Source organism: Nonomuraea rosea, assembly GCF_039539705.1.
Classification (GTDB): domain Bacteria; phylum Actinomycetota; class Actinomycetes; order Streptosporangiales; family Streptosporangiaceae; genus Nonomuraea; species Nonomuraea rosea.
Map to the genome: position 1 here is coordinate 267,625 of NZ_BAABDQ010000005.1, position 20,058 is coordinate 287,682.

General features: G+C 71.4%; 16 protein-coding genes. 11 read left to right on the plus strand and 5 right to left on the minus strand.

Annotated elements, in window-relative coordinates:
• Positions 1-196 precede the first annotated feature (196 nt).
• The 6 genes from ABEA43_RS14945 to ABEA43_RS14970 are packed head-to-tail and all read left to right on the plus strand — an operon-like array spanning position 197 to position 7,310.
• Entirely contained in the window at positions 197-1,474 is a 1,278-nt protein-coding gene (locus tag ABEA43_RS14945; protein ID WP_345562134.1) for a sugar ABC transporter substrate-binding protein, read from the plus strand.
• A gap of 4 nt (positions 1,475-1,478) precedes the next feature.
• Positions 1,479-3,050: an ABC transporter permease subunit gene (locus ABEA43_RS14950; RefSeq protein WP_345562136.1), complete on the plus strand. Its 1,572-nt coding sequence runs from the start codon at positions 1,479-1,481 to the stop codon at positions 3,048-3,050.
• Complete coding sequence (locus ABEA43_RS14955; RefSeq protein WP_345562593.1) at positions 3,050-3,892, plus strand: sugar ABC transporter permease; 843 nt, start codon at positions 3,050-3,052, stop codon at positions 3,890-3,892. Before ABEA43_RS14950 ends, ABEA43_RS14955 begins: the two co-directional genes overlap by 1 nt.
• 5 nt (positions 3,893-3,897) lie before the next feature.
• Positions 3,898-5,676 carry a glycoside hydrolase family 13 protein gene (locus ABEA43_RS14960; protein WP_345562138.1) on the plus strand — a complete coding sequence of 593 codons (1,779 nt, stop codon included), beginning with the start codon at positions 3,898-3,900 and terminating at the stop codon, positions 5,674-5,676.
• 58 nt (positions 5,677-5,734) lie between these two features.
• Positions 5,735-6,985: a NosD domain-containing protein gene (locus ABEA43_RS14965; protein WP_345562140.1), complete on the plus strand. Its 1,251-nt coding sequence runs from the start codon at positions 5,735-5,737 to the stop codon at positions 6,983-6,985.
• A gap of 22 nt (positions 6,986-7,007) precedes the next feature.
• A complete protein-coding gene (locus ABEA43_RS14970) occupies positions 7,008-7,310 on the plus strand; it encodes a hypothetical protein (protein WP_345562142.1) in 303 nt (100 codons plus the stop codon).
• Between the two features lie 6 nt (positions 7,311-7,316).
• Here ABEA43_RS14970 and ABEA43_RS14975 read toward each other — a convergent pair whose 3' ends face one another.
• The 3 genes from ABEA43_RS14975 to ABEA43_RS14985 all read right to left on the minus strand — a co-directional run bounded on the left by ABEA43_RS14975 (position 7,317) and on the right by ABEA43_RS14985 (position 9,835).
• Positions 7,317-8,048 carry an SDR family oxidoreductase gene (locus ABEA43_RS14975; RefSeq protein ID WP_345562144.1) on the minus strand — a complete coding sequence of 244 codons (732 nt, stop codon included), beginning with the start codon at positions 8,046-8,048 and terminating at the stop codon, positions 7,317-7,319.
• Positions 8,045-9,202, minus strand: coding sequence for a thiolase family protein (locus tag ABEA43_RS14980; RefSeq protein ID WP_345562146.1), 1,158 nt, complete (start codon positions 9,200-9,202; stop codon positions 8,045-8,047). The genes ABEA43_RS14975 and ABEA43_RS14980 overlap by 4 nt, the downstream gene beginning before the upstream one ends.
• 69 nt (positions 9,203-9,271) lie before the next feature.
• Positions 9,272-9,835, minus strand: coding sequence for a TetR/AcrR family transcriptional regulator (locus tag ABEA43_RS14985; protein ID WP_345562148.1), 564 nt, complete (start codon positions 9,833-9,835; stop codon positions 9,272-9,274).
• A gap of 53 nt (positions 9,836-9,888) precedes the next feature.
• On the opposite strand from ABEA43_RS14985, the gene ABEA43_RS14990 reads away from it, so the two are divergent.
• Together ABEA43_RS14990 and ABEA43_RS14995 are read left to right on the plus strand one after the other, a co-directional pair.
• Positions 9,889-13,008, plus strand: a complete 3,120-nt coding sequence (locus tag ABEA43_RS14990; RefSeq protein WP_345562149.1) for a bifunctional cytochrome P450/NADPH--P450 reductase — start codon at positions 9,889-9,891, stop codon at positions 13,006-13,008.
• A gap of 334 nt (positions 13,009-13,342) precedes the next feature.
• Positions 13,343-13,951 (plus strand): ACT domain-containing protein, encoded by a 609-nt coding sequence (locus ABEA43_RS14995; protein WP_345562151.1) that lies wholly within the window; start codon positions 13,343-13,345, stop codon positions 13,949-13,951.
• A 190-nt stretch (positions 13,952-14,141) separates the two neighbouring features.
• Here ABEA43_RS14995 and ABEA43_RS15000 read toward each other — a convergent pair whose 3' ends face one another.
• Positions 14,142-15,161: a nitrilase-related carbon-nitrogen hydrolase gene (locus tag ABEA43_RS15000; RefSeq protein ID WP_345562153.1), complete on the minus strand. Its 1,020-nt coding sequence runs from the start codon at positions 15,159-15,161 to the stop codon at positions 14,142-14,144.
• A 233-nt stretch (positions 15,162-15,394) separates the two neighbouring features.
• Between ABEA43_RS15000 and ABEA43_RS15005 the strand changes: the two genes are divergently transcribed.
• Entirely contained in the window at positions 15,395-16,558 is a 1,164-nt protein-coding gene (locus tag ABEA43_RS15005) for an acyl-CoA dehydrogenase family protein (RefSeq protein WP_345562155.1), read from the plus strand.
• A gap of 105 nt (positions 16,559-16,663) precedes the next feature.
• Here the strand turns inward: ABEA43_RS15005 and ABEA43_RS15010 are convergent, their stop codons facing one another.
• On the minus strand, positions 16,664-17,020 hold the full coding sequence (locus tag ABEA43_RS15010) for an ArsR/SmtB family transcription factor (protein WP_345562157.1): 357 nt from the start codon (positions 17,018-17,020) through the stop codon (positions 16,664-16,666).
• Between the two features lie 190 nt (positions 17,021-17,210).
• Between ABEA43_RS15010 and ABEA43_RS15015 the strand changes: the two genes are divergently transcribed.
• Positions 17,211-18,197, plus strand: coding sequence for a cation diffusion facilitator family transporter (locus tag ABEA43_RS15015; RefSeq protein ID WP_345562159.1), 987 nt, complete (start codon positions 17,211-17,213; stop codon positions 18,195-18,197).
• 68 nt (positions 18,198-18,265) lie between these two features.
• Positions 18,266-19,612 (plus strand): acyltransferase family protein, encoded by a 1,347-nt coding sequence (locus tag ABEA43_RS15020; RefSeq protein WP_345562161.1) that lies wholly within the window; start codon positions 18,266-18,268, stop codon positions 19,610-19,612.
• The last annotated feature ends 446 nt before the right edge of the window (positions 19,613-20,058 follow it).

Sequence of the window (20,058 nt, forward strand, 5' to 3'; positions counted from 1 at the left end):
GGCCCTGGCGGGTGGTCCTTGCGAGGTCAGCGGGGTGCAGGGGGATGTGGATCGGATAACGCTCTTTCGCAAGTTCTTCCAATTCTTGCAAAGAGCCGCTAACGTCCCGGAAACATACGCCGCGGAAGCGGACAAATGATCCTTGGGCGGCGGTGCTCGCGGGCGCCGCCGCTCCTCCATGACCTCTGGAGGTCCCATGCGCATGCGGGCTCTGGGTGTGGCCGCTCTCGCGGCCCTCGCGTTCGCCGCCACGGCCTGTGGCGAGTCCCCGTCGGCCACTCCGGCGGCGCCCGGCGGATCGGCGAGCGCCGCCGCGCCCGCCACCTCCGGGGCCGGCGGCACGCTCGTGATCTGGGCCGACCCCAGCCGCGTCAAGCCGCTCAAGCCCTTCGCCGACCAGTTCGGCACGGAGAACGGCGTGACCGTCGAGGTGAAGGAGATCAGCAAGGACAACCAGCAGACCTTCCTGACCGCCTCCCAGCAGGGCAGCGGCCCCGACGTCATGATCGGCGCGCACGACTGGATCGGCAACCTCGTGCAGAACGGCGCCATCGACCCGGTCACGCTGACCGGCGAGCAGAAGGCGGCCTTCTCCGACAAGGCGATCCAGGCGGTGACGTTCAACGGCCAGATCTACGGGGCCCCGTACGCGGTGGAGAACATCGCGCTGATCCGCAACACCAAGCTCGCGCCCGACGCGCCCGCCACGATCGAGGACCTGATCGCGCAGGGCAAGAAGCTCAAGGCGGCCGGCAAGGTCAAGGAGGTGCTCTGCCTGCCCGTCGGCCAGAAGGGCGACGCCTTCCACGTCTACCCGATCTTCGCCTCCGGCGGCGGCGCCCTGTTCGGCGTCACCGGCAGCGGCGACCCCGACCCCAAGCAGGTGCTGCTCGGCTCGCCCGACTCGGTCAAGGCGTTCGAGAAGCTGAAGGCGCTCGGCGAGAAGGGCGACGGCGGCCTGCGCACCTCGCTCACCAACGAGAACTACATCGTCAACTTCGCCGGCGGGAAGTGCGCCTACCTCGTCTCGGGCCCATGGGCGATGAGCGAGGTCAAGAAGGGCGGCATCTCCTACGACATCACCGCCGTCCCGTCGTTCGAGGGCGGCAAGCCCGCCACCCCGTTCGTCGGCGTCCAGTCGTTCTTCGTCGCGTCCAAGGGCAAGAACAAGGCCCTGGCCCAGGAGTTCGTGGCCAACTACGTGACCAACAAGGACGTCGCCAAGGCCCTGTACGAGGCCGACCCGCGGCCCCCGGCGCTGACCGCCGCGCTGCAGGAGGTCCAGACGAGCGACCCCGACGCGGCCAAGTTCATGGACGCGGGCAAGGACGGCCTGCCGATGCCGGCCATCCCCGAGATGGCGGCGATCTGGGAGCCGTTCGGCATCGCGGAGACGGCCGTGGTCAAGGGCGGCGACGCGGCCAAGGCCGCCGCGGCGGCGCAGAAGGCCATCGACGGCTCGCTCAAGAACTGACGACATGGTTCTCGACGTCCGAGAGAAGGCCGCGGCGGCCACGAGCCGGCCGCGGCCCCGCCGGGAGATCACCACGGCCTTCGTGGTGAGCAGGATCGCGGTGCTCGCCGTGGCCGCCGCGATCCTGCTCTACGCCGTGCCGCCGCTGGCCGCCACCGGGTCGTGGGTCTCGCTCGCGCTGCTCGGCCTGGCCAGCGCGGCCGTCGCCGGGCTCTACCTGACACGCCGCTTCATCCCGGCCAAGTATCTGGTGCCCGGCACCGTCTTCCTCATCGCCTTCCAGGTCTTCCCCGTCGCCTACACGGTCACCACCGCGTTCACGAACTTCGGCGACGGGCACCGCGGCGACAAGGCGGCCGCCGTCACGGCCATCGAGACCGGCTCGGTCCGCCAGGCCCCCGGCTCGCCCGAGTACGCCCTCACCACGGCGCTGCGCGCGGACGAGCTGGTGTTCCTGCTGGTCGACCCCGTGACCAAGAAGGTGAGCCTGGGCACCGCCGAAGGGCTGTCCCCGCTGGAGGGCGCCCAGGTCGGCGTCACCGGCAAGGTGCTCCAGGCGCCCGGCCTGACCGTGCTCAAGGCCCCCGAGGCCGCCGCCCGCGGGCAGGAGATCTCCGCGCTGGCCGTCCCGGCCGGCGACGGCGTGATCAAGGCCAACGGGCTCAGCAGAGCCGTGCAGGGCAAGGCGGCGCTGGTCTACGACGCCGCCTGCGACTGCGTCAAGGGCGACGGCGACACCTGGACGGCCGACGAGGGCCAGGGCTACTTCGTCAACGCCAAGGGCGAGCACCTGGCGCAGGGCTGGCAGGCCGGCGTCGGGTTCGGCAACTTCGCCCGGGTGCTCACCAACCCCACCATCTCCGGCTACTTCGCCGGCGTGCTGGGCTGGAACCTGGTCTTCGCGCTGGCCTCCGTGCTCGGCACCTTCGCGCTCGGGATGGGCGTCGCGCTGGCGCTGCACCATCCGCGGATGCGCGGCACGCGGGCCTACCGGATCGCGCTGATCCTGCCGTACGCGATGCCCGCCTTCGCCATGCTGATGGTGTGGCGTGACATGTTCAACCGCGACTTCGGCCTGATCAACCAGCTGCTCGGGGCCAACATCGACTGGCTGGGCGAGCCGGCGACCGCCCGGCTCGGCGTGATCCTGGTCAACCTCTGGCTCGGGTTCCCCTACATGTTCCTGGTCACCACGGGCGCGCTGCAGGCGATCCCGCGCGAGCTGACCGAGGCCGCCTCGATCGACGGCGCCACGCCGTGGAAGGCGTTCAGGCGGGTGACGCTGCCGCTGCTGCTGGTCGCGCTCACGCCGCTGCTGATCTCGTCGTTCGCGTTCAACTTCAACAACTTCAACGCGATCGCGCTCACCAGCGAGGGCGGGCCGTTCCCGGCGGAGAGCCCGCAGGTGGGGGCCACCGACCTGCTCATCACGTACACGTTCCGGCTGGCCTTCGGGGCGGGCGGCGCCCAGTTCGGTTTCGCGGCGGCGATCTCGGTGTTCATCTTCGCGATCGTGGCGCTCATCTCGGCCGTGGCGTTCCGGCGCACCCGTAAGCAGGAGGAGGTCTACGCGTGATGCTGAAGATCGCGCTGAGGCACGCGTTCGTACTGGTCATGTGCGCGTTCGCGCTGTTCCCGATCCTGTTCGTGGTCTCCGCCGCGATCAACCCCATGGGCACGCTGGCCTCCACCGACCTGCTGCCCTCCGGCGCGAGCCTGACCAACTTCGCGAACCTGCTCACCTCCGACACCTATCCGTTCGCGCGCTGGTTCCTCAACTCGGTGTTCATCGCGCTGACGGCCTCGTTCGCGAGCCTGCTGCTGTCGATGTTCGCCGCGTACGCCTTCAGCCGCATGCGCTTCGCGGGCCGCCGCGTCGGGCTGCTGGCGCTGCTGCTCATCCAGATGTTCCCGCAGTTCCTGGCCATCGTGACGATCTTCATGATCTTCACCAGGGTGACCGAGCTGTACCCCGCCTTCGGCTTCAACACCGTGTGGGGCCTCATGCTGCTCTACCTCGGCGGCGCGCTCGGCGTGAACACCTGGCTGATGAAGGGCTTCCTCGACACCGTGCCGAAGGAGCTGGACGAGGCCGCCACCGTGGACGGGGCCACGCACGCGCAGATCTTCTGGCGGGTCATCATGCCGCTGGTCACGCCGATCCTCGCGGTCACCGCGCTGCTGGCGTTCATCGGCACCATGAGCGAGTTCCTCATGGCCAACGTGTTCCTGCGCGACCCCGGCAGCAAGACCCTGGCCGTCGGCATGTACGGCATGATCGCCGGCGACCACCGCAACGCGAACTTCGGCATGTTCGCCGCGGCCACGCTGCTCACCGCCATCCCCACGGTGGGTGTGTTCCTCTGGTTGCAGAAGTACATCGTCTCCGGGCTCACCGCCGGGGCTGTGAAGGGATAGGTCCGTTGCTGTTCGCCGGGGAGCCGCATCACGACGGCTCAGCTCTCTACGTCTCCGACCAGGCGCCCGCCCTCGGCTCGCGGGTGACGCTCTGGCTGCGGGCGCCGCTGGCCGCCGGGGTCGCCGCCGTGCACGTGCGTACCGTGCACGACGGCGAGCCGCGCTACGCCGAGGCGTCCGCGGACGCCACCAGGAGCCGGGCGGGCGGGTACGGCGCCACCGACGTCTGGTGGCGCGCCGAGATCACCGCCGTCAACCCGGTCACCCCCTACCGCTTCCTGCTGCGCACCGATCGCGGCCAGGCCTGGCTGACCGCGGGCGGGCTGGTCACGCACGACGTGACCGACGCGAGCGACTTCCGCCTCGTGTGCCACCGGCCGCCGCCCGCCTGGATGTCGGACGCGATCGTCTACCAGATCTTCCCCGACCGCTTCGACCGCTCCAGGCCCATGCGCGAGCTGCCCGACTGGGCGCTGCCCCGCGACTGGGACCAGGACCCGGTCATCCCCAGCGGCCCCGGCACCTCCCAGCAGTTCTACGGCGGCGACCTCGACGGCATCGTGCGGCGGCTCGACCACATCCAGAGCCTCGGTGCCGACACCGTCTACCTGACGCCGATCTTCCCGGCCCGCTCCAACCACCGCTACAACGCCTCCACCTTCGACCGGATCGACCCGCTGCTCGGCGGCGACGAGGCCCTGCACCGCCTGTCCGGCGCGCTGCACGCCCGCGGCATGCGGCTGCTCGGCGACATCACCACCAACCACTGCGGCGACACCCACGAATGGTTCACCGCCGCCGTGTCCGACGTGAACGCGCCGGAGCGGGAGATGTTCTACTTCGACCCCGTCACCGGCGACTACGAGTCCTGGTGGGGCGTCAAGACGCTCCCCAAGCTCAACTGGGGCAGCGACCTCGTGCGGTCGGGCATGAAGAGCGTGCTGAAGAAGTGGCTGGGGCCGCTCGACGGCTGGCGCGTGGACGTGGCGAACATGACCGCCAGGCGGGCCGCCGACGACCGCAACCACGAGGTCGCCGCCCTGCTGCGGGCCGGGCTCGGCCCCGAGGCCGCCTTCATCGCCGAGCACAACCACGACGCCTCGCACGACCTCGACCGCGACGGCTGGCACGGCACCATGAACTACGGCGGCTTCACCCGTCCCGTGTGGGCCTGGCTGCGCGGGCCCGAGCTGGACCTGGAGCACTTCCTCGGCGTCCCGGGCGGCGTGCCCGCGCGCGACGGGCACGCCACGCTCGCCACGCTGCGGACGTTCGCCGCGGCCATGTCGTGGCGCTCGCTCGTGCACTCCTGGCAGCTGCTCGACTCGCACGACTCGCCGCGCATCCGCACCGTCACCGGCTCGCGCGAGCGTCACCTGCTCGCCCTCGGCCTGCAGGCCACGCTGCCCGGCACGCCGATGGTGTTCGCCGGCAGCGAGTTCGGGCTGACCGGCGTGAACGGCGAGCACTCGCGGACCCCGATGCCGTGGGACCGGCCGGCCGACCAGGACGCGGAGACGCTGGACGGCTACCGCGCGCTGCTCGGGCTGCGCAGGAGCGAGCCCGCGCTGCGCCACGGCGGCCTGCGCTGGCTGCACGCCGACGCCGACTGCCTGGTCTTCGCGCGCGAGACGTACGAGGAGTCACTCCTCGTGTGCGTGCGCCGCGCGCCGGGCGAGCCGCTGGCCCTCGGCGCCCGCGCCACCGGCGTGTACGGCGCCGCGGACGGAGACGTCCTGCCAGGCGACGGACCTTCGCTCCGTGTCTGGCGCCTCACACGCTGAGCACGCTACCGTTGCCTCTGCCGTTCCTCCGCTCTCAACTAGATAGTGGTGTGCTCACATGAGGTTGCTCTCCGTAGCCGTCCTGTCCGCGCTCCTGCCTGCCGCGCCTGCCGCGGCCTACGCCCAGGCGGGCACCACTTACTACGTGGACTCCAGAGCGGGTAACGACGCGTCGGCGGGCACCACCGCCGCCACGGCGTGGAAGTCGCTCGACAAGGTCAACGCCGCGGAGCTCAAGCCCGGCGACAGCGTCAGCTTCAAGCGCGGCAGCGCCTTCACCGGCAGCCTCACCCTCACCGCCAGCGGCACCGCGGCCAAGCCCATCGTGGTCAACGCGTACGGTGGCGGCGCCCGGCCCAGGATCAGCGGCACCGACGCCGACTGCGTGGTGGTCAAGGGCAGCCACTGGCGCATCAGCGGCCTGCGCGCCTCCGGCTGCCGCTGGTCCGGGTTCGAGGTCGGCGGCGACTCCAACGAGCTGTCGGGCGTGCAGGCCGACCGCAACATCGCCGGCGTCTTCGTCACGCCGTCCGGCTCGCGCAACACCATCCGCGACAGCGTCCTGACCGGCAACAACCGGATGAGCGTCAACGACTCCGGCGGCGACAACGACTCCGGCGCCTTCGGCGTGCTGCTCAACGGCGACGACAACGTGGTGACCGGCAACACCATCACCGGCAGCTACGCCAAGAGCGACGACTACGGCACCGACGGGGCCGCCGTCGAGATCTTCAACGGCGACCGCAACCGCGTCACCCACAACATCTCCAGGAACAACGAGACCTTCACCGAGCTCGGCGCCCAGAAGGGCAAGACCGCCGCTGGCAACGTCTTCGCCTTCAACGTCGTGACCTCCTCCCGCGCCCGCGGCTCCTTCCTCATCACCCGCGGCCCCCGCCACATCGTCGGCCCGGTCAAGGGCACCGTGGCCGTGCACAACTCGGTCTACCTGCCGGCCAAGGACACCATCGGCTGGTCCTGCCACGACGGCTGCGCGCCGTCGATACTGAAGCTGCGCAACAACGTCATCGTGGTCGGCGGCGAAGCCGGCTGGGAGGACGGCAGGGGCGCCGACGAGGGCGGCAGCGTCTACAAGGGCCGCACGGCCAAGTTCAAGCTCGGGCCGAAGTCCGTGCTGGCCGACCCGAAGTTCGTCTCCCGCACGGACCTGCGGCTGCGTCCCGGCTCGCCGGCGCTCGGCCGCGGCCTGGCCCTCACCCCCGCCTGGTACGGCGGCAGGGCCTTCGGCAAGGACGTCAACGGCAAGCCGCTGACGAGCAAGCCGGACGCGGGGGCGTACCAGCAGTGAGCGGACCTCTAGAGTGATGGACGTGGTCCCAGATCTTCGCCAGCCGCTGGTGCGGCAGCTCGCCGAGTCCGACGCCCCGCGCCACTACTGGCACATGGCCGACGAGGACGGGCGGGCGTGGCTGTTCGAGAGCGTCGAGGGCGACAACGCCGAGCACTGGGCGACCCGGCAGGTCGAGGTCGGCACCGACCGCGCCGCCCGGCGCTACTGGTGGCGGCACCTGCAGGACGAGCGGGGCTTCCTCACCGACCAGCCGCTGGAGATCTGGGAGCTGACGGAGATCACCCAGGCGTCCTTCGAGGCCGTCTGGGACGTGGGCGACTGAGCCGCGCTACCGGCGAGTGGCGAGCGCGGGGTAGAGGAGCTCGAGGTCGCCTGAGAGGGCGGCCTTGGTCTCCCGGCTGATGCCGTCGGCGAGGACCTCGTACGCCCCGGCCTCCAGCCCGTCGAGCGTCAGGCCGGCGACCTCCGCCGGGCTGATCTTGGGCCCCTCGACGCCGGCGGCCATGTCGGTGTCGATGTAGCCGGCGTGCACGCCGACCACCTGCGTGCCCTGCTCGGCCAGCTCCACGCGCAGCGCGTTCGTCAGGGACCAGGCCGCCGCCTTGCTCGCCGCGTACGTGCTCACGGGCGGGAACGTCACGAACGACAGCACCGACAGCACGTTCACCAGCGCGCCGCCGCCGTTGCCCGCCAGGACCGGGGCGAAGGCGCGGCTCATGGACAGCGTGCCGAAGTAGTTGGTCTCCATCTCGGCGCGAGCCCGGTCCGGGCCTGGGGAGCGCGACAGGGAGATGCCCGCGTTGTTGATGAGCAGGTCCACGTCGGCGCAGCGGGCGGCCGCGGCGGCGACGGAGCCGGGGTCGGTGATGTCGAGCGCGACCGGGATCAGGTCCTGCCCGGTGCCGGTGCCGGTGCCGGTGGCGGTGACGGAGGCGGAGGCGGGATCGCGCGCGCCCGCGTAGACGGTACGCGCGCCGCGGTCGAGCAGGGCCCGGGTGAAGGCGGCGCCGAGGCCGCGGTTCGCGCCGGTGACGAGGACGGTGCTGCCGGAAATCTTCATGCTCGCTCCAGAATGAGGGCGTTGGCCAGTCCGCCCGCCTCGCACATGGTCTGCAGGGCGTAGCGGGCGCCACGCTCGCGCATGGCGTGGACCAGGGTGGTGGTGATGCGGGCGCCGCTGGCGCCCAGTGGATGGCCGAGGGCGATCGCGCCGCCCTTGACGTTGACCTTGGCGGGATCGGCTCCCGTCTCCTGCTGCCAGGCGAGTACGACGCTCGCGAACGCCTCGTTCACCTCGAACAGGTCGATGTCGGCCAGGCTGAGCCCGGCGCGGCGAAGCACCTTCTCCGTGGCCGGGATCACGCCGGTCAGCATGAGAAGGGGGTCGGAGCCCGTGACGGCGAACTCGCGCAGCCTGGCCAGCGGGCGCAGGCCCAGCCGGGCCGCCGTCTCCGACGTGGTGATCAGCACGGCCGCCGCGCCGTCGTTGACCGGGCTGGAGCTGCCCGCGGTGATCGACCAGGAGATCTGCGGGAAGCGCTCGGCGTAGCCGGGGTCGGCGAAGGCGGGCTTGAGCCCGGCGAGGATCTCCGGCGTGGTGGCCGGGCGTACCGACTCGTCCCGGTCGAGGCCCGCGATCGGCGCGAGCTCGTCGCCGAAGGAGGCGGCGGCGGCCTTCGCGTGCGAGCCCGCCGAGAACGCGTCGAGCTGCTCGCGGCCGAGCGACCACTTGGCGGCGATCAGCTCGGCGCTGATGCCCTGCGGCACCAGGCCCTCCGGGTAGCGAGCGGCCAGGGCGGGGCCGAAGGGGTCGGCGCCCGCGGGCACGTTCGACCACATGGGCACCCGGCTCATCGACTCCACGCCGCAGGCCACCACCAGGTCGTACGCGCCGGAGACGACGCCCTGCGCGGCGAAGTGGACGGCCTGCTGGGACGAGCCGCACTGCCGGTCCACGGTGACCGCGGGCACGGAGTCGGGGAACCCGGCGGCGAGCCAGGCGTGGCGGGTGATGTTCATGGCCTGCTCGCCCACCTGGTCCACGCATCCGCCGATGACGTCGTCCACCAGGGACGGGTCCACGCCGCTGCGCTCGATCAGCGCGCGCAGGGCGTGGGCGAGCAGGTCGACCGGGTGGGTCCCGGCCAGGGCGCCGCCGGGCTTGCCCCGGCCGATCGGGGTGCGCACGGCTTGCACGATGACGGCGTCGCGCATCGCGGCCTCCTCATCAGTTGGAAAACCAAACCCACTCTAGCGCTGTGGGTTGGGTTTTCCAACTGACGGCTACCGCGCGAGGCCCGCCAGGCCGTGGATGATCAGCTCGATGGCCGTGTCGAAGTTGCGCTCGATCTCGCCGGGATCGTCCGGCATGTGGCCCTGGATCTCGCCCATGATGAACCCCGTGACGAACGCGTGCAGCACGTCGCTCGTCCGCCGCAGCTCCGGCTCCGGCACCCCGGCTTGCCGCAGGACGCGATAGAGCGTCTTCCAGATCGACAGCCGCCGGTCGGCGATGAGCTCCGGGTGCAGGTGCACGTAGGTCCACATGGCCGGGTGCTCCCGCGCGTGCCGGTGGTAGGCGGTCGCCAGTGCCCTGATCTGCTCCTGCCAGGGCGTGCCGTCGTCCGGCGGCATGCGCATGCGCTCGGCCGCCGTGGCGCAGATCTGGCCGAGCAACGCCTCCTTGTTCTCGACGTGGTGGTAGAGCGACATCGGGTTGACGTTCAGCTCCGCCGCCAGCTTGCGCATGGAGAGTCCCTCCACGCCGCCCTCGTCCATCAGCCGCAACGCCGTGGAGCTGATCTCTTCGAGGCTCAGGGGTGCACCCCTGCGCGCGCTCACTGCCATACACCGTATGGTAGCGTCAGCCATACGGTGTATGGCTACTCAAGGGAGCACTCATGACGCGGATCCCCGCCCCGCAGGGCCTGCCGATCGTGGGCAACACGCTGCAGATTCCCTCTCACTCGCCGGTGGAGCACTTCGTGGAGGTGGCCGCCGGATACCCCGGAGGCATCTTCAAGCTGGAGATCGCCGGCCGCACGGTCGTCCTGGTGTACGACCCCGACCTGGTCGCGGAGGTGTGCGACGAGAGCCGGTTCGTCAAGCGGATCCGGCCGCCGCTGTCGATCGTGCGCGACTTCGGCGGCGACGGGCTGTTCACGGCCGAGCCGGACGAGCCGGTGTGGGGCCACGCCCACCGCATCCTGATGCCCGCCTTCAGCCAGCGCTCGATGAAGGCGTACTACCCGCAGTTCCTGGAGGTCGCCGAGCAGCTCGTCGAGTCGTGGGCAGGCCGCCAGGGGGATGACCTGCCCGTCGCCGACGACATGACCCGGCTGACCCTGGACACGATCTCGCTCACCGGGTTCGGCTACCGGTTCAACTCCTTCGACTCGCCGGATCTGCACCCGTTCCTGCAGGCCATGGGTGGCGCGCTGACCGAGGCCATGCTGCGCAACCAGCAGCTGCCGTTCGTCACCAAGCTCAAGCGCCGGCACGAGGAGACCTACCGGCGCGACATCGCCACCATGCAGTCGCTCGTCGACGACGTGATCAAGCAGCGCCGCGCCGAGGGCGGCAGCGGTGCCAAGGACCTGCTCGGGCTCATGCTGGAGGCGTCAGACCCGCAGAGCGGCGCCCGCCTGTCCGACGAGAACATCCGCAACCAGGTCCTCACCTTCCTGATCGCCGGCCACGAGACCACCAGTGGCCTGCTCTCCTTCGCCCTGTACAACCTGCTGCGCGAGCCCCACACCCTGGCCCGCGCCTACGACGAGGTGGACCGGCTGCTGCCGGGCGACGAGCCGCCGTCCTACGAGACGATCATGAAGCTCGACGTCATCCCCCGCATCCTGGAGGAGACGCTGCGGTTCTGGTCGCCGATCCCGGTGTTCGGCGTGTCCGCGGTCGAGGACACCGTGCTCGGCGGGCCCGGCGGTTACGAGATCCCGGCCGGCCAGGGCATCGGCGTGCTGCTGCCGCCGCTGCACCGCAACGCCAAGGCGTGGGAGCGGCCCGAGGAGTTCGACATCGACCGCTGGCTGCCCGAGCACAAGAAGGACCACCACCCCGGGGCGTACAAGCCGTTCGGCAACGGCGAGCGGGCCTGCATCGGCCGCCAGTTCGCACTCACCGAGGCCAGGCTGGCGCTGGCGATGATCCTGCGGCGCTTCGCCCTGTCCGACCCGAACGTCTACCGCATGAAGATCAAGCAGACCCTCACCCTCAAGCCGGACGGCTTCACCCTCAGGGTCCGCGAGCGCCGCGCCCACGAGCGGGCCGCCGTGGCCGTCGCCCAGGAGCAGGAGAGCGAGCAGCAGGACATCGCCGTCACCGGCGTGCCGCTCACCGTCGCCTACGGCTCCAACCTCGGCACCAGCGCCGACATCGCGGAGCGCCTGGCCGAGCGGGCCGGACGCGCCGGCTTCGCCACCACGCTGACCACCCTGGACGAGCTGCGCCCGCCTTCCGGCGGCCTGCTCGTCGTGGTCGCCTCCTCCTACAACGGCAAGGCGCCCGACAACGCCCAGCGCTTCGACGCCCTGGAGACGCTGCCCGACCTGTCCGGCGTCCGGCTGGCCGTGCTGGGCTGCGGCAACACGCAGTGGCCGACGTACCAGGACTTCCCCCGGCGCGCGTTCGAGAAGCTGACGGGCGCGGGCGCGGTGCCGCTGATCGAGCGGGGCGAGGCCGACACCGACGGCGACTTCGACGGCGACGTGTCCCTGTGGTCGGCGCGGCTGTGGGCGGCGCTGGCCGAGGAGTACAGCGCCGCCTCCGGCAGCGTGGGGCCGCGTTACGAGATGGAGGTGCTCAGCGAGGCCGAGGTCAGGCCCGCGGTCGTCTCCGAGCGGGCCTTCCCGCTGACCGTCGTCTCCAACGAGGAGCTGACCGGCGACCCGGCCGGGCTCTGGGACTTCTCGATCGAGCCGCCCCGCCCCGGCGTGCGCTCCATCGTGGCCAGGCTGCCCGAAGGCGTCACCTACTCGGCGGGCGACCACGTGGCCGTCTTCGCCAAGAACGACCCCGAGCTGGTGGAGTGGGCGCTGCGCAGCCTGCGCGTCCCCCGCGACCAGGTGGTACGGCTGCGCGCCGCCGGATCCACGCACCTGCCGGTGGACACGCCGGTGACGGCGGGCCTGCTGCTGACCGAGTTCGCCGAGCTGCAGGAGGTGGCCACCAGGGCGGACCTGGAGGCGCTGGCCGCGCACACCGGCTGCCCGTGGACACGCGGCCAGCTCGACGCGCTGACCGCCGACTACGCCGAGGAGATCCTGGCCAAGCGCCTGTCCCCGCTGGCGCTGCTCGAACGCTTCCCGGCGATCGAGCTGCCGCTGCCGGTGTTCCTGGAGATGGCCGGGCCGATCAAGCCGCGCTACTACTCCGTCTCCTCCTCACCCCTCGCGGACCCCGGCCTGGTGCGCCTGACCGTCGGCCTGGTCGAGGGACCTGCCTGGTCCGGCACCGGCACCTACCAGGGCATGTGCTCGGCCTACCTCGCCGGGCTGGCCGAGGGCGAGGTCTTCTACGGCTACGTCCGCGTCCCCGCGCCGCCGTTCCGGCTGCCGGACGACCCGGCCACGCCCGTGATCCTGGTCGGGCCCGGCACCGGGTTCGCGCCGCTGCGCGGCTTCCTGGAGGAGCGCGCGCTGACGGGGGCGGCCGGGCGCGCGGAGGTGTTCACCGGGTGCCGCCACCCGTCCCACGACCTGCTCTACGCCGGCGAGGTGGCGGCGTGGGGCGCGCGGGACGGGGTGACGGTGCACGAGGCGTACTCCGCTGTGGCGGGGCATCCGTACCGGTTCGTCCAGGACGCCCTCGCCGCGCACGGCGACGAGGTGTGGACGCTGCTCACGGAGGGGGCGCACGTGTACGTGTGCGGCGACGGGCTGCGGATGGCGCCCGCCGTCCGGCAGACGCTGCTGGACCTGCACCGGGAGCGGACCGGCGAGGACGGGGCCGCCTGGCTGGCGGGGCTGGAGGCGGACGGCCGCTACCAGCAGGACGTCTTCGCCTGACCGGCCTCGGTCCTGACCGGTCCTGCGCCTGACCGGTCCGCCCCAGACCGGTCCCGCGCCTGAGCGGCTTCCACGCCTGACCGGGCGTGGGCCTGACCGGGGCTTTGCCTGGTGTCGGGCGAGCCTTTCCACGGCAGGATCGGGGGAGGTTCGCCCGGCGGTTCCGGCGTGTCACCGGGTGGGGCGGGCCGGTGGCTCGCTGCGGGCAACCCGTATCGATAATCCGGACTTAACCCTTCATCCTGGGATATAACCGCAGCATGTGCGACATATCCGTGGAACATGCGCGAAACTTGTCCACGGCACTGTGAGAGCCTCTGGAAAGGGGGCGGCAATGCTGCTGCGACTGAGGGTGTCGCTGCCGGACCGGCCGGGCGGTCTCGGCCAGGTCGCCAAGGCTCTGGGAGCGCTCGGAGCCGACATCCTGCAGGTCACCGTCCTCGAACGCGAGGGCGGGCGGGCCGTGGACGACTTCACCGTCTCCTGGCCCGGCCCGGTGACCTCGTCAGAGGCGCGCGAGCGGCTGTCCGCCATGCCCGGCGTACGGGTGGAGGGCGTCTGGCCGACCAAGGAGGTGCCGGGCTCGGCGCTGGACTACGACCTGCTGATGCACGTCGCGGCCGAGCCGTCGCGAGGGTTCGCCACGCTGGTGGACGCCCTGCCGGGGCTGTGCGGCGCGGAGTGGTCGCTGGCGCTGGCGCTGGCCGACGGTGCCGTCCGGCATGCGTCGCTGGCCGCGCCCGAGAAGTTCGACCTGCCGGAGCCGCCGCCGCGGGCCGCCACCATGGGGGCGCAGGAGATGCAGCTCATGCTGCTGCCGGTGGTGGCGCAGGGACTGCACGTGGTGGTGGCGCGCGCGGACGGCCCGGTGTTCCATCGGGCTGAGGTGGAACGCGCCGCCCGCATCGTGGACGTGGTCGCCAAACTCGCCACCCGCACCTGACCCGAACGCCCGGGATGTGACCTCGCGCCGTCCGAGTCCTACGGCGCCGGGGGTGACCTGGTGCCGTGTCGGCCTTATGCGGTCGGGTGTGTCCTCGTCTCGTCTGGCCCTCACGCTGTCGGGCGGGTCCTCGTGCCGTGCGGGCCGGATGTCCGCGACCCCTGTGCGGTCCCGCGGGCGGCTGGCGGGGTCAGGGGGTGGGGTCGGCCGGGCCGTACAGGCGGTCGATGATCTCGCGTTGCCTGCGGGCGAACCAGCTTCGGTCCGGAGCCGTCTCGGCGAGGCCGTTGGGCTGCTCGACGGGGTGCCTGGCGTACTCCTGCGCCCACAATGCCGTCTTCACCCGGGCCGGCAGGTTCGACATGCCGGGTCTGCGGCGGGCGCGGCGCAGGGCGGCGAGGTCCAGCTCGGCCGAGGCGACGATCGACTCGCCCGAGGCCGCCTGCGCCAGCGCCCGGCCCTCGTAGTCGATCAGCTCGGAGCCGCCGTTCGTGGAGTCGCGCGGGATAGGCAGGCCGTCGAGCCCGCCGGAGTTCGCGCTGACGACGTAGGCGAGGTTCTCCACGGCGCGGGCGCGGCGGGCGACGGCCTTCTGGGTGAGCCCGGGAGCGGCGATCTCCGAGGTGGAGTGGCAGAACACCTCGGCCCCGCGCAGGGCGAGCACCCGGGCCAGCTCCGGATACAGGATCTCCTCGGAGGCCACGCACGCCAAGTTGCCGATCTCCGTGACGGCCACGGGGAAGACCGCCTCGATGCCGTAAATATCCAGATATTCGTCCCAGACGTCGTACGGCGTCGGCGAGAACATCGAGTGCAGCCGCCGATATCGCAGCACCACACCGCCATCGGGCCCCAGGATGAACGACGCCTGGAAGTACAGCCCGGGAAAATGCGGATCACTCTCGTAGGCGTTGCCCGCCAGGAACACCGAATGCCCCGCTGCCACCTCCCCGAGCAGCGCATACTCGGCCCCGTCCGGCGCCAGCGCCGCCTTGGCCAGCCACTCGGCCACGCTCTCGCCCATCGGGAACCCGGTCAGCACGTATTCGGGCAGCACCACCAGCCGCAGCTCCGGCCCGTACCAGGCGCGGGCGCCGGCGAGCCGGCCCGCCACCCGCTCGACGGCCCGCAGGATCTCGCCGCGCGGATCGGCCGCCCCGTTCACGGCGTGCGTCGCGACCTGCAGCGCCAGTGCCCGGAAAGCCGTCATCCGCACCCGTCCCGATCTTCCGTTGCCTGGAACGTAGACCGGGGGCTCGCCCGTACGCAAGCAATTGACCCCCAAATCATCAGACGATTAACGTGAGCGGTCTGATCAGTGTGAACAGGAGCCGCCCGTGACCGCTCACGAGCCGAGCCTCGGCCGCTGCGAGCGCGTGGCCCCGCACGGCAAGGACTACTTCCCCCAGGCCGAGAGCGGCCCGCTCTGAGGATGTGAGACACGTGGACTTCGAGCTGACCGACGAGCAGAAGGCGTTCCGCGAGACCCTGCGCGCGTTCGTGGAGAAGGAGATCGTGCCGGTGGCCACCGAGTGGGAGCACTCGGGGCGCTATCCGGCGGAGATCATCGAGAAGATGAAGCAGATGGGGCTGTTCGGCCTGTCCGTGCCGGAGGAGTACGGCGGGATGGAGGCGGACATGGTGTCGTTCGCGCTGGTCTTCGAGGAGATCGCGCGCGGCTGGATGGGCGTGGCGGGCACGATCGGGTCCCATTCGCTGGCCTGCTGGATGATCGCCAAGCACGGCACCGACGAGCAGAAGAGCCTCTACCTGGCGGACCTGGCCACCGGCGTACGGCGTACCGGGATCGCGCTCACCGAGCCGGGCGCGGGCACCGACCTGCAGGGCATCCAGACCCGGGCCGTCCTCGACGGGGACCACTACGTCGTGACCGGCACCAAGACGTGGATCACCAACGCCCGCCACGCCGACCCGCTGCCGGTCCTCGTCAAGACCTCCGTCATGGATCCCGCGCACAAGGGCATGTCGGTCCTGCTCGTCGATCCGTCGTCGCCGGGCTTCAGCGTCAGCCGCGACCTGCCCAAGCTCGGCTACAAGGGCACCGAGACGTGCGAGGTGGTGCTGGACGAGGTACGCGTCCCGGTGTCGGCCCTGCTCGGCGGCGTCGAGGGGCGGGGCATGCAGCAGGTGCTGGGCGGGCTGGAGATCGGGCGCATCAACATCGCCGCGCGTGCGGTGGGCGTCGCGCAGGCCGCGTACGACGCCGCGCTCTCCTACGCGCGCCAGCGGACCGCGTTCGGGCAGCCGATCGCCGAGTTCCAGGCCATCCAGCTCAAGATCGCCGACCTGGCGACCGAGATCCAGGCCGCGCGCCTGCTCACGTACTGGGCCGCCGCCCAGGCCGACTCGGGCAAGCGGGTGGACATGGAGGCGGGTATGGCCAAGTACTTCGCCTCGGAGGTGGCGCTGAAGGCGTCGCTGGAGGCGATGCGGATCCACGGCGGGTACGGGTACTCGCAGGAGTACGTGGTCGAGCGGCTCTACCGGGACGCGCCGCTGATGGCGATCGGGGAGGGCACCAACGACGTCCAGCGGATGGTGATCGCCCGCGCGCTCGTCTCCGGCAAGGGCAAAGTCGGCTGGTGACGCCCTTGCCCGTCGCGCCCGAGCCGTCGCGCCCGAGCCGTCGCGCCCGAGCCGTCGCGCCGGGGACGGCGTTCGGCGGCCGGGTGCGCGGCCGGGGTGTCCGGGTCAGTCGTGGCGGGGCAGGCCTGAGATCTCGTGGTCGGCATGGAACAGGGCCTCGGCGATGAGCGCCCGCACGTGCGAGTCGCTGGCCCGGTAGACCACGCGCCGCCCGTCCCTGCGCGTGGTCACCAGCCCGGCCAGCCGGAGCTTGGCCAGATGCTGCGAGACCGACGGGCGCGGCACGCCGATGGATGCGGCAAGGGAGTTCACATCGAGCTCGCCGGACGACAGCAGCCACATCAGCCTCAGCCGGGTCCCGTCGCTGAGCATGCGAAAGGCGTCTACTGCCGCGTTCACCTGGGCAGGAGTGGGTTGCTCTTGCGACGGTGCCGCACCTGAGGTGTTGTCGCGTGCGTACATGACTACATATCATGGCCAAACGTGATGAATCACGCAAGTGAGGGGTGCCATGGCTGACCAGCGGGATTCCACTCCAACGCCCCATGCCGGAGATGGGCACGGGCACGGAGACGGGCACGGAGACGGGCACGGAGATGGGCACGGGCATGGGCACGGGCATGCGTCCGGTGGGGTGGACGGCGGCGGCCGTGTGAAGGCGGTCTTCGGGCGGGCCTTTCACGCTCTCACCCCGCACAGCCACGACAGCGCCGCCAAGACCGACAGCGCTCTGGAGTCCAGCAGTCGCGGCATGCGCGTGCTGGCCATCTCGTTCGCCGTCCTGATGATCACCGCCACCGTCCAGGCGGTGATCGTCGTCGCCTCCGGCTCGGTCGCGCTGCTCGGCGACACCCTGCACAACCTGGCCGACGCCCTCACCGCCGTCCCGCTGGCGATCGCGTTCTCGCTCGGCCGCCGCGCCGCCAACCGCCGTTTCACCTACGGCTACGGCCGGGCGGAGGACCTCGCGGGCATCGTGATCGTCCTGCTCATCACCGCCTCGGCCGCCCTGGCCGGGTACGAGGCCGTCATGCGGCTGTTCGACCCGCAGGACATCCGGGCGCTCGGGTGGGTGGCGGGGGCCGCGGTGATCGGGTTCCTGGGCAACGAGTGGGTGGCCCGCTACCGGATCAAGGTCGGCAGGGAGATCGGCTCGGCGGCTCTCGTGGCCGACGGCCTGCACGCCAGAACCGATGGCTTCACCTCGCTGGCCGTTCTGCTGGGCGCGGGCGGCGCGGCGCTCGGGTTCCCGATCGCCGACCCGATCGTCGGCCTGCTGATCACCGTGGCCATCTGTTTCGTCCTGCGCGACGCGGCCCGCGAGATCTACCACCGGCTCATGGACGCCGTCGATCCCGCCCTCGTGGACGCCGCGGAACAGATCCTGGCCAGGGTCGAGGGCGTCCGCCGGGTCGGCTCCGTACGGCTGCGCTGGATCGGCCATGCGCTCCACGCCGAGGTGGAGATCCTGGTGGATCACGACATGTCGGTCGTGGACGCGCACGCGGTGGCGGTGGCGGCGGAGCATCGGCTCATCCACGACCTGGCCCGGTTGCGGGCGGCGACCGTACACACCGATCCTGACGGTCCCGCGAACGCCGACCACCACGCTTCCCTGACCGCCCACCGCACCCGGTAGCTCCCCGGCGTGATCCGCTTCCGGACAACCGCAGCATCAGTTGCGCCGATACGGGTATGTTGAGGCGGGTGTCCGCAGCCGCCGCGATCCCGCCTGCCGTCGCCCCCGCGTCCGCCGGCTCGTCCAACAGGCTCGCCTGGCTGGACGCGCTCCGCGGCATCGGCGCGCTGGCCGTGGTGGGCGAGCACCTCCTCCCCTGGTTCCTGCCCGGCCTGCGGCCCTACTGGTTCAACCTGGGCGTCTACGGCATCCTCGTGTTCTTCCTGGTCAGCGGCTACATCATTCCCACGTCCCTGGAGCGCCACGGCGACGTGCGCGCGTTCTGGATCAGCCGGCTGTTCCGGCTCTACCCCCTCTACCTCGCCGTGATCGTCCTGGTGCTGGCCGTGGCCTGGTGGGTGCCGGTGCGCGGGGAGGTGCCACGCGACGGGAGCGCGGTCGCGGCGCACGCGACCATGTTGCTCGACGTCGTGAGCGTCGGCGGCGTGGCCGACACGATGTGGACGTTGTCGTACGAGATGGTGTTCTATCTGCTGGTCACGGCGCTGTTCCTGATCGGCGGGCACGGCCGCAGCGGGCTGCTGTCGATGCTGTTCGCGGCGGGCTCCGTGGCCGTCGGGCTGGTCGCGTCGGGGGCGGTGGTGGCCGGGGCGTGGCCGGCGTACCTGTCGTGCGCGGTCTTCGTGGTGGGGCTCGGATGCGTGCTGCAGGGGCGGCTGCGCACGGCGTCGGCCTGCGTGCTCGCCCTGATGGCGGTGGTGTTGCTGCTGCTGAGCAGCCGCGTGCCGTGGCTGGGGGTGGCGGTGCTGGGGGTGATGTTCGCGGGGACGGCGATCCACCGGTGGGAACGCGGCGCCGGCCGTCTGTGGCCCGTCGCGGTCACGACGGCGCTGGTCGGGATAGCGCCCCTGTGGGCCATCGAGAGCGGCTGGTGGTGGGTGCGGGCTGACGTGTGGTTCACCACGATCGCGCTGGCCGGGGCCACGTTCGCGGGCGGGATGGCGCTGCGCGGGCGGCGGCTGCCCCGGGTGCTCACCTGGCTCGGGCTGATCAGCTACTCGCTCTACCTGGTGCACCATCCGCTGCTGAAGTACTTCGTGGAGATCACCGGGGACCTGCGGCGGGCGGCGCTGCCGTACCAGCTCGGCATGGCCGCGCTGGCCGTGGCCGTGATCCTGGCCGCCAGCACCCTCACCTACAGGTACGTCGAGAAGCCCATGCAGGCGCTGGGCCGCCGCGTCGCGGCCCGGTACGCCCCTCGCGGCTCAGACCGGCGCGCCCACCGGCTCCAGGGCGGAGCCGATCTCGGGATGGCGGGACAGGGCGCGGGCCACGACGGGGTCCTCGGCCACCAGGAACGCCAGGTGCCTGACGGCGTGCGCGACCACGTTGGCCAGGGCGACGCGGTCAGGTGACGGCATCGCCGGCGCCTCGCCCCTGGCGATCTCCAGCACGGGCACCTCGACCGCGGGCAGCCACGGCGCCGGATCAGGACACACCGCATAAGTCAGTACGACCCTGCCGTCAGGCTCATATCGCCAGCTCGTGGAGTGCACGACGACCTGCTGATCACCCGGCTCGACCCCGCAGAGCCGCCGCGCGGCCTCGTCCGGGCTCTCGCCGTGCCTGGGCCGGGTAATGGCCTGCCGGTACGACCAGCGATTGTCGGTGCCCACCCGTAGCATGAGCGTCTCAACCGAGACCACGTGTCTCCCCGTCACCGCCAACAACTTACTGCCAATCATATGCAACTACGTTCCATACGCATATGCGGTCCCGCCCTTGAACACTCCGGCGCGCCGGGCTGTAGTCGAGAACGTGCGAGAGAGAGGCCGACAGCCATGCCCGGTTTGCTGGTTCT